General features: G+C 62.5%; 12 protein-coding genes. All 12 read right to left on the bottom strand.

Annotated features, from left to right (window positions below):
• Positions 1 to 28: 28 nt before the first annotated feature.
• The 12 genes from tnpA to B2V90_RS06550 all read right to left on the bottom strand — a co-directional run bounded on the left by tnpA (position 29) and on the right by B2V90_RS06550 (position 9,603).
• A complete protein-coding gene (gene tnpA, locus B2V90_RS06605; RefSeq protein ID WP_070240710.1) occupies positions 29 to 406 on the bottom strand; it encodes an IS66-like element accessory protein TnpA in 378 nt (125 codons plus the stop codon).
• 47 nt (positions 407 to 453) lie between these two features.
• On the bottom strand, positions 454 to 939 hold the full coding sequence (locus tag B2V90_RS06600) for a DUF417 family protein (protein ID WP_293920488.1): 486 nt from the start codon (positions 937 to 939) through the stop codon (positions 454 to 456).
• A 229-nt stretch (positions 940 to 1,168) separates the two neighbouring features.
• Entirely contained in the window at positions 1,169 to 1,708 is a 540-nt protein-coding gene (locus tag B2V90_RS06595; protein ID WP_293920486.1) for a peptide-methionine (S)-S-oxide reductase, read from the bottom strand.
• A gap of 22 nt (positions 1,709 to 1,730) precedes the next feature.
• Positions 1,731 to 2,231, bottom strand: coding sequence for a Dps family protein (locus tag B2V90_RS06590; RefSeq protein ID WP_293920483.1), 501 nt, complete (start codon positions 2,229 to 2,231; stop codon positions 1,731 to 1,733).
• Positions 2,232 to 2,421: 190 nt separating this feature from the next.
• Positions 2,422 to 2,688 carry a hypothetical protein gene (locus B2V90_RS06585; RefSeq protein WP_293920480.1) on the bottom strand — a complete coding sequence of 89 codons (267 nt, stop codon included), beginning with the start codon at positions 2,686 to 2,688 and terminating at the stop codon, positions 2,422 to 2,424.
• 139 nt (positions 2,689 to 2,827) lie between these two features.
• Positions 2,828 to 4,573, bottom strand: coding sequence for an arginine--tRNA ligase (gene argS, locus B2V90_RS06580; RefSeq protein ID WP_293920477.1), 1,746 nt, complete (start codon positions 4,571 to 4,573; stop codon positions 2,828 to 2,830).
• Between the two features lie 27 nt (positions 4,574 to 4,600).
• On the bottom strand, positions 4,601 to 4,882 hold the full coding sequence (locus B2V90_RS06575; RefSeq protein ID WP_293920475.1) for a DUF427 domain-containing protein: 282 nt from the start codon (positions 4,880 to 4,882) through the stop codon (positions 4,601 to 4,603).
• Between the two features lie 44 nt (positions 4,883 to 4,926).
• On the bottom strand, positions 4,927 to 5,199 hold the full coding sequence (gene grxC, locus B2V90_RS06570) for a glutaredoxin 3 (protein ID WP_293920472.1): 273 nt from the start codon (positions 5,197 to 5,199) through the stop codon (positions 4,927 to 4,929).
• 58 nt (positions 5,200 to 5,257) lie between these two features.
• Positions 5,258 to 6,991, bottom strand: a complete 1,734-nt coding sequence (locus B2V90_RS06565; RefSeq protein WP_293920469.1) for a cytochrome c biogenesis protein DipZ — start codon at positions 6,989 to 6,991, stop codon at positions 5,258 to 5,260.
• 118 nt (positions 6,992 to 7,109) lie between these two features.
• Complete coding sequence (locus tag B2V90_RS06560) at positions 7,110 to 7,469, bottom strand: response regulator (protein ID WP_293920467.1); 360 nt, start codon at positions 7,467 to 7,469, stop codon at positions 7,110 to 7,112.
• Positions 7,470 to 7,485: 16 nt separating this feature from the next.
• A complete protein-coding gene (locus tag B2V90_RS06555) occupies positions 7,486 to 9,090 on the bottom strand; it encodes a sensor histidine kinase (RefSeq protein ID WP_293920464.1) in 1,605 nt (534 codons plus the stop codon).
• Positions 9,091 to 9,219: 129 nt separating this feature from the next.
• The gene (locus B2V90_RS06550; RefSeq protein ID WP_293920461.1) at positions 9,220 to 9,603 is read right to left on the bottom strand and encodes a zinc-binding dehydrogenase; all 384 of its coding nucleotides are present in this window, start codon (positions 9,601 to 9,603) and stop codon (positions 9,220 to 9,222) included.
• Positions 9,604 to 9,722 lie beyond the last annotated feature (119 nt).

Genomic DNA, 9,722 nt, shown 5'->3' with positions numbered 1-9,722 from the left:
CCCACCCGGACACCGCCCGGCGGCCCGATCAAGCAAACCCCGCCAGCACGGTCTTGAGCACCCGCGCGTCGATGGGAGGTGCCAGGCGGATGCGTTGCCCGGCCGGGCCGACCACTTCCACCGCACCCGGCCCGAGCGGCTCCGAATGCGGCACCATGGGCGCGCCCGCCACCTCGACCGGAATGAATGCCGGCCCCGGCAACGGCAATGCTTCGCTCGCCACCCCATCGCGCAGCAGCGTGCGTCGCCAGCGATACACCAGCGACGTGCACACCCGGTGTCGCCGCGCCACCTCCAACACGCTGGCACCCGGCATCATCGCCTCCGACACGATCCGCGCCTTGTCATCTTCGCTGAACCGCCGGCGCGGTTCAGGCCCAACCATCTCGATAATTCGCGTCGCCATGATGCCGCACCGGTGTCTGCCACAGTGCCGCACCTGTGGCTTGCGCATCACCTCGTCAGCAAGGTGGAGAAGACCGGACGCTTACGAAGCAGGACGAGGGACGCGGCGAGCAGCACCGCGTCCTTGAGCAGGAATTGGCCGGGCACTGTCGAGATCGCCGGAAACCCGCCCGCGGAGGTCTCTGCCACTCCTGGCGTAGTAACGAAAAAGGACAGCGTGATCAGCGAGAAACACATCGACATGGCTGCTCCGAGCGCCGAGAACAAAGCGCTGAAAGCTCCTGCAGTTAGGGCGAATGCGGTCGCAAGCTGTATGAAACCAATGAAGTTGCTCTCGCCCTGCACCCCGAACATGCTCAGCCAGCTTAGGATCGGACTTTCGGCGATCAAAGGAGCGATGTTGTAGGCGTCGTAGGCTGTGAACTTCATGGCGCCGGACCAGAGCAACACTAGGACGAGCGCCCATCGCAGCAGAGCCAGGTCCCCTCTGGCCCACTCGGCAATCAGAAACTTGGACCTCATCAAATTGAGCATTCGTCCCGTGTCTTGCCGCCTGGCCGCACGAATACGCCGTAGAAGCTCGGCCCGGCGCATGATCACGGACACCTCGCGATACAGGTCTTGACATGCGCGACCCATTTTAGACCGCATCCGCTTGGAACGAGGAGATGCCAACCGAAAATCCTGATTAATATGCGCGACGCATATACAGTATCTCATTTTGGCTGTCGATCCGTCAGAACCGATAGCTTCTCAGCGAGGTTCAGCCGCCAACCTTGTGAGCGTCGGCGTCGCTTGGCGCCTCGCCAAGCTCGTGAAAGTCAGTCAGCGCGATATCCGCATACTCGCGTCGGATGAGATCGAGTTTCGGATCTATGTACCGGCGACAGAATGGCCGGCTGGGATCGGTGCGATAGTAGTTTAGGTAGCGTTCGTCCGACGGCCGGAAGCCGACGAAGGGCATCACCTGCGTGTGAATATCCTTTGCAGCCTGGGCCGCGAACCGGCGGACAGCCTGCTCAGCCTCGGAACGTTGGCCAGGCTCGAAGATATAGATCGCGCTGCGGTACTTTCCGCGGGGTGAACGTGCTCTGCTGGAAGAGTGTGTTCTGAGATGCACTTCGGCGAGCGTCCCCAGACTGATGGCGGACGGGTCAAAGGCCACGACAACGCCCTCGGCCCAGGTGTCCGCCGGTGGCTCAGATTGCAAAAACCCCTGATCGACCCGGGCGACACCTCGCAGTGCCTGAAACACGCCCTCGGTGCACCAGTGGCAACCGCCACCAAGGCCAACCTTCATCATCTTCTACCTTCAGTATCGCTCGTCAGGCGGGCCGGCTGGCTTCAAACAGGAACCAGGCACGACGCTCAGCCTCATCGGTCCAAGTGTCAACGAGGCCAGAGGTGGCGTTATCCTTCGCCTCATCCGCGACCTCCTTAGCCCGCCGAAACGCTTCCACCATATGCAGGTTATCGGCCCTCAGCTCGGCCAGCATCTCCTGTGGCGTCACGATCTCGGCATCATTGTCCTTGATCGTTTGGTGGCGTGCTATGTCGCCGATCGAAGTCAGTGTTCGGTTGCCCGTCTTTCTGGTGCGCTCGGCGATGGCGTCGGTGACAGCGAGGATCTCGGCCGCCTGCTCATCAAGGAGAAGGTGGTAGTCCCTGAAATAGGGCCCAGAGACATGCCAATGGAAATTCTTGGTCTTGAGGTAGACCGCGTAGCTGTTCGCCAGGATGATCTTGAGAGCGTCCGCCACGGTCATCGTCGCGGACTCGTCAAGGTCGGTCGGGGTTGCGACTGGCGCAGGGCTGGCATTGGTCATCGAGAGGCTCCCTGATCGGTGGCTTTCACAGGAGCCGATATCGATTCCCTTTCGGCCGTAGAGATCAACAGAATGAGTTTGCCCCGGATCGAAGTCCAATGACTAGCGGCTATAGTTTCCATAGCCTTGAGAGACCGTGTGAGCGGATAGCAAAAGCGTCCCCGATCTCGCAAAGATCGCGAGATTATAGCTACTCAGCGGGCGTGAATCCGAGCACAAAGTTCACCACCTTCTGCGACGACATCTCGCAAGGTCTCAGCAACGTGTCGCCGTCCAGCATACGGTACAGGTTAAAGCTTACGATATCGGTGCCGGCGAGATCTCTCGCAAACAAGCTGTTGCGCCGACCGTCGTGAGATCGCTGTACCGTCACGCCGTAGCGGCGGCCGTCGAAAAACCCTTCGCTGAAGCCCCGCGGTAGCCGCTCCAGCGCTGCCTCGAACGCGGCATCCGCCATTCCAGATAGTTGATGCATTACCGAAAATCGCTTCCGAAGGGGGGCGGGCGCGATGGCGGACCCGCAGCAGGCGCGCCGAATAGCAGGGCAGCCTGCTTGACCAGCGCCTGCGCAGCGACCTTGTCTCCCTGATTACAGGTCACGGCGTTCTGGGCATATGCTGCACAGGCTCGACGCCCATCAGCGCAAGGCCGTTACGAAAAACCTGCCCGATGGCGCCTGCCAGGAAGAGTCGTGCGCGGCTGATCGGCAGGTTGTCGTCACGTATGAAACGGCGCCCTGGATCATCGATGCCCGCGTTCCAAGCGGCGTGGAAAGCCGCCGCGAGATCGGCAAGGAAGAAGGCGATCCGATGCGGCTCGCGCGCCGACGCGGCCGCCTCCACTACTCGCGGAAACTGGGCTGCCAACTTGACGAGAGTTAAGTCCTGGCTGTCCAACGGGGTTAAGTCGGGATCGCCGGTTAACACGATTCCGGCCTCGCTTGCTCGCTGAGAAAGCGACTGGATGCGTGCGTGGGCGTAGTGAACATAGAAGACCGGGTTATCCCGTGAAGCCTCGACTGCCTTAGCGAAGTCGAAATCCATCGGCGCCTCCGCCTTGCGGGTCAGCATAGTGAAGCGGACGGCATCCTTGCCGACCTCGCGCACGACGTCGGCGAGCGTCACGAAGTTGCCGGCGCGCTTCGACATCTTGACCGGGGCGCCGTCGCGAAGCAGCCGGACGATCTGCACCAACTTGACATCAAAGCGGCTGCGCCCCTCGGTAAGTGCCGCGGTGGCCGCCACAATGCGCTTTACCGTGCCCGCGTGGTCCGCACCCCAGATGTTGACTATCTCATCGGCATCGCGAGATTTCTCGAAGTGATAGGCGAGATCGGTGCCGAAATAGGTCCAGCTACCGTCCGCCTTGCGGATGGGTCTGTCTTGGTCGTCGCCGAAGCTAGTGGAGCGAAAAAGCGGCAGCTCGATTGGTTGCCATCCTTCCGGCGCTTCTCCCTTGGGCGGTTCAAGGACGCCGTCATAGATCAGGCCGCGCTCGCGTAGCCAACCTTCAGCGGCGGCGGGCTTCCCTGCAGCGAGAAGGTCGGCTTCCGATGCGAAGCGATCATGATGAATGCCGAGCAGAGCAAGATCGTCGCGGATAATCTCCATCATCGCGGCGACGGCGCGCGAGCGGAAAGTTACCAGCCAAGCGGCCTCCGGCGCATCTCGGTAACGGTCGCCGTAGTCCGCCGCCAGGGAGTGGCCAACGGGCTTGAGGTAGTCGCCGGGATAAAGGCCTTCCGGAATATCGACTACGCTGTCGCCCAGCGCCTCAAGGTAGCGAAGATGCACGGAGCGGGCGAGGACGTCCACCTGTCCTCCAGCGTCGTTGACATAATACTCACGGATCACCCGGTGTCCGGTGAAAGCTAGCAGGTTCGCCAGCGCGTCTCCGACAACCGCACCGCGGCAATGGCCCATGTGCATCGGGCCTGTCGGATTGGCCGACACATATTCGACGTTTACCGTCTTGCCAGCACCGGAGTCGGATCCTCCATATCGTTCGCCCCCTTCCGCGATCGCCACCAGCTCGTCGCGCCACGCGTCGTCGGTCAGGTGCAGATTGATGAATCCCGGCCCAGCAACCTCGACGTCGGCCACCTCGTCGATCGCCGCCAGCCGCCGTGCCAAGGTCTCGGCGAGCCGCCGGGGGGAGACGCCTGCGACCTTGGCCAGCACCATAGCGGCATTGGTCGACAGATCGCCGTGAGCTGCGCTGTGCGGCGTTTCCAACGTCAAACCGGCCCGAGCGAGCCCAGCCGGAAGATTGCCAGACCCCTCCAGCGCATCGAGCGCAAGCTCAAGGCGCCGGTAGACGCGAGCGTGAAGCGTAGCCGGCATCAAATGCCACTCTCTGCGAAGAGCCCGCTACGCAACCTCGACGCCTTTCCAGAATGCGACGTGATCTCTGATCGCCTCGGCGTTCGCGGTCGGGTTTGGGTAAGCCCAAGCCGCGTTCAGGTTGCGCTCTCGGCCCACCCGAATGTGATAATACCGTGCACGGCCCTTTATCGGACAGACGGACGAATGATCGCTTTCCTCCAACCGGCTTTGATCGACCGTCTCAGGCGGGAAGTAGTGATTGCCCTCGACAATCACGGTCTTGTCGCTCGCTGCGATAGTGGCGTCGTTCCAAACTGCCGAGACCATTGTGTCCTCCTTCGCTCCCAGACATGGCTGAGCGGTCCCATGGATCAGGTGGCGGAGGCCTGGCCGGCGAGAAGCTTGTCGAGCCCGCCTCGGGCATCGAGCTCCAGGAGGTCATCCGAGCCCCCGATGTGCTCGCCGTTGATGAATATCTGCGGAACGCTGCTCCTGCCCGCCGCCTCAACCATTGCCTGCCGTTGAGCCGGGTCGTCCTCGATGTCGCGTTCAGTCCATTTGAGACCCTTCTCGGTGAGCAGTGCCTTCGCGCGCCTGCAGAAGGGGCACCAGCTGGTCGTGTAGAGGAGAATGTCGGGCGTCACGGCTATGTCTCCGATCGTTTGTGGTCGAGGTCGATTGCGATGCTTCCGGCACATCATCTCAGCCGAAGGTGAACGCAAAAGCCTGAGCGCCGGGGTCAAGAAACTCGATCGCGAAGGTGCGTTCACGGACGGCGCCCTTCTGCCGCACCAGCTGATAGAGACGCTGCCCTTCGATCATGCCGTTACCGGCGTCATCGATATCCGTGCCACGATCTCCCGCCGGTGGCTTGCCATCGATCGTCACGCGGAACCGTACCCGTTGGCCCGTCGCGGGAGGGCCGAGCACGAGATGCACGTCGCGGGCATGAAAGCGATAGATGATGCGAGCACCGGTCGATTGGGCCGAGCCATATTCCGATCCTACAAGCCAGTGTCCGGCCAAGGCCCACTTATTCAGAGGCAGTCGCGGCGGTGCGACATACTCGTGTACCGTGTCGCGCACGAGCCCGCCCGGCGACGCGAAACGCTCACCTCGCAGATGCCCTAGGTAAGTCTCGGCCGAGCGTACGTCGTTCCAGCTCGCGGCCGCGGAGGCTCCCTTAGTGCGTACAGTGACGGTCCGCATGTCGCCGACAGCGCGACCATTCTCGGCCAAAAGCCTTTGAATGACTTTCTCGGACTCAGCGTAATTGCCCTCACCGAAATGATGATATCGGATGCGGCCATGGCCATCGATGAAGTAGTGGGCTGGCCAATAGCTGTTGTTGAAGTCGCGCCAGATCGCATGATTGTTATCGAGTGCGACCGGGTAGGCGATGCCAAGATCACGCACAGCCTTTGCGACGTTCCCAAAATCCTTTTCGAAAGCGAACTCGGGTGCGTGCACCCCGATCACGACAAGGCCGGCCTCCCGGTACTTCGCTTCCCACGCTCTGACATAGGGCAAGGTCCGCAAACAGTTGATGCAGCTGTATGTCCAGAAGTCTATGAGCACGACCTTGCCGCGCAATGATTCACGCGAGAGCGGCGGGGAGTTCAGCCAGCCTGTCGCGCCGGAAAGCGGCGGCAACTCCCCCTCGAAGCCTAGCGGGCCATCTCCGAGGGTGCTGGTCTGCTCCGAGCGATCGTCCGGCCGGAGGCTGTCCAGAAGCCGCTGTTCGACAGTCGATGTGCCGGCGAGCGAGAGCCTGGTCAGCAGACCGGTGTCGAGTCCCAGGGCGATGGCGGCCACGGCGAGAAGCACCAGCGCGCCAAGAGAGCGGCGGAACCACTCTCCGACGCGGATCGACCGCTTCATCGCAACGAACACGCGTCCGCCGATGAGCAGCGCCAGTGCGAGCGATGTTGCTGCGCCGGCGGCGTAGGCCAGCAGCAGTAGCGATGTGCCGATAGTGGCACCTTGCAACGCGGCCCCCGTCAGTACCAACCCCAGAATAGGGCCGGCGCACGGCGCCCAGAGAAGACCGGTGGCTACCCCGAGGAGCAGTGATGCCCAGAAGCTGCCGCCAGTCCGCTCCGGGCCCACCGCTTCCGTAAGCCGCGCGCCCAGGCTGACGATCGGTCGTGTGGCTCGATCGGCGAGCGCGGGGAACGCCAGCATCAGACCGAACAGGCCCAGTATCAGCAGCGCCACCGCTCTTCCGAGGCTGTTCGCCTGTACGGCCCAGCTGCCTCCGACGGCCGCCAGCGTCGCCACCCCCGCGAACGTCACTGCCATTCCCAGAAGAAGCGGCAAACCACTGCGCATGAACGGCTGGCCCGCTCGCGCGAACACGAAGGGGAGCACCGGCAGGATGCACGGGCTGATGATCGTCAGCACGCCGGCGAGGTAAGAGAGGGTTAGCAACAGCATGACGCGCGACCCCTCTCGGACGATCGGAGTAGCCGAGGTCGCCGGTTATGGGCGAGTCGTCCCGGCATGTTGCTCGAGCGCGCGTCGGCGTTGATGCAGAGCGCGCAGGCGCTGACCATCATGCGGCCATCTTCCGGACCGTCTCCAGCACCCGGTCCTGACGATATGGTTTCGGGAAGAAGATCACGTCCTTCGGCCGCTCGGTTTCCGCCGGCCACGGCCTGCCGGACGTGATTATGATCCGGATGTCGGGCCAGCGCTCGCGAATGCAGCTAGCGAGCATGATTCCATCGATTCCGCCCGGCATATCCACATCGGTGAAGACGACACGCACATCTAGGCGTGCTTCCAGTGTGACGATCGCCTCGGTGGCATCAGCCGCCTGCAGGACTTCGAAGCCGTCTTCTTCGATTATTTCTGAAGCGAACAGCCGAACAAGTGGCTCGTCTTCCACGACGAGAACCACAGGGCTCATCATTATGCACATCCCTCCGTCAGCCCTTCGTCAAATGGCGCATCGGGGCTTGCAGATCGGCCGCAAAGCCATCCGGTTCGTAGCGGATATCAACCCCGCCAGTGCCGACTAGACCGATGCCGATGAGCTTCGAGCCGAAGCCGCGTCGCGTCGGTGGGATGACAAGCGGTCCACCCCATTCGCGCCATTTGACCATGAGGCACTCGCCGCCATCGTTGCTCTCTATCTCCCACGTCAGCGAGACATTACCGCTCTCGCCCTTCAGGGATCCGTATTTGCAGGCGTTCGTCAGAAGCTCATGCACAATCAGGGAGAAGGACAGCGCTGCCTGTGGCCCGAGCGCGACGGGGGGCCCGTCCATCCTGACCCGGTCCATGAACCCGATCGCCTCGATTACGGTGGTCGCAATCGCTGCGAGATCAGCCTGGGCCCAGCTATTTTGGAGGAGAGCGTCATGCGCGGCGCTCAAAGCCATGAGGCGGCGCTCGAAGGAATAAACGGACTCACGGTCACTCGCGGATCGAAGCGTCTGGCTCGCGATTGCCTGAACCATGGTCAGCATATTCTTGAGCCGGTGCGCGATCTCACCATTGACGATCCGCTGCTGCTCCTCTGAGCGATGACGCGCCACGCCGGCCTCGAGCCGATCGGCGACGCTGCGGAGAAACGCGATCTCTTCTGCGAGCCAATATCTCGGGCGTGCCGAATGAACGAAGAACAGGGCGGTCGTCCGGCCAAGGTCCCGCACCGGCACATCGACAAGCGCTCGCACCCCGTTGCGCATGGCGAGCGCTAGGTTGGGAGATGTGCGTTCGTCGGCAAAGGCATCTGAGACGACCAGCGGATCGCCGTAGGAGAGAGGCTCTTGCAAGCCGTCATATTCGTCGAGCGCGTGTCGTCCGGCGACGCTGGGGATACCTGGAGCAGTCCAGTCACTTTCGACGTCGAGCATCTCCACAGCGTCATCGATCAGGCCCAAGCCGGCGCGATCTGCGCTGAGGACCCGCCCGACAATGGCGGCGGTGGCTGATGCCATCTGCCCGGCATCCTCACTATTGCGAATAGCCTCGCCGATATCGACCAAGGCGGCTTGCAACTCCGTCAGACGTTCGCTCGCCTTTGCGGTACGACGAAGTTCAAGATTCTCGCTCGCGAGGCGGGCAAGAGCTCGCAGCATCGCTCGCTCAAGCTCGTTCAACCCTTCCGGCCGCGGCTCGGTGTCGATGACGCACAGACGGCCGACGATTGCCCCTGAACGTAGAATCAGCGGTGCTCCGGCATACGCCCGAAAGTGTCGACCGCCGGTGACGAGTGGGTTGCGCTTGGTGCGCTGATCAGCGGTCAGGTCCGTGATTTCCAGCATGTCTCCACGATCGATCTCGATCTGACATACGGAGTGGTCGATTTCCGTCTCGCGAACGTCGAGGCCGTACTTGGCTTTGAACCATTGCCGATCGACGTCGAGCAGAGTGATGAGCGCGATCGGGACGTTGCAAGCTTTCGCGGCCATAAAGACGAGGTCGTCAAAGGCCGGTTCCTCAGGTGTGTCGAGAACCATCAGGTCGGCAAGGGCGCTGGCGCGTTGAGCACCCCGCGCGTTTGCGGCTTCCGCGCTGACGATCATCGGTCCGCCCTGAGCGAAGCTTGCTGTGCTGGTGCGCCGCCGATCGGGGTGTGGGTGACGCACCACATGTTCAGCGCGCGTGTGAGCCGCCGGTAGGGTCGAGGAAGGAACTGGTCAAAGGTCACCGCTTCAATGTCCGTGAATTCGCGGAGGCCAGCTCGTCGTGGCGTCCGGCTGCTTATGTCCCTGCTCCGCGTCATCGACAGTGAGCACGATCTTGCCTTGGATGTGCCCGGCCGCGGCGCGCTCGTGGGCCGCCGCCGCCTGGTCGAGCGGGAACGTGCTATCCACGGCGACGCGTATGGTGCCATCACCGAGCAAACGGCCAAGCTCGGCGAGTTGTCGGCCATTCGAGCGCACCTGCGTCGCGGATACCGTGACGCCAAGGTCAGCAGCCTCGTCGTGACCGGCGAATCCCAACGGGAAGATGGGAAACAGCGCACCGCCGCGCCGGATCGTCTGCAGAAAGCGGTTCGCTGTGGGGCCACCGACAGCATCGACAACCAGGTCCACGCCACGCACGACCTTCTCAGGCGGGGTTTTTGTGTAATCGATGAACTCGTCTGCGCCGAGATCGTGCAGGAAAGCCTCGTGACGGCCAGACGCACTGGGGCGTCACCTCAAGGTTTGTG

It is taken from the genome of Sphingobium sp. UBA5915, assembly GCF_002431195.1.
In the GTDB taxonomy this organism is placed as follows: Bacteria; Pseudomonadota; Alphaproteobacteria; order Sphingomonadales; family Sphingomonadaceae; genus Sphingobium; species Sphingobium soli.
This window is presented reverse-complemented; position numbering and strand designations above follow the sequence as displayed.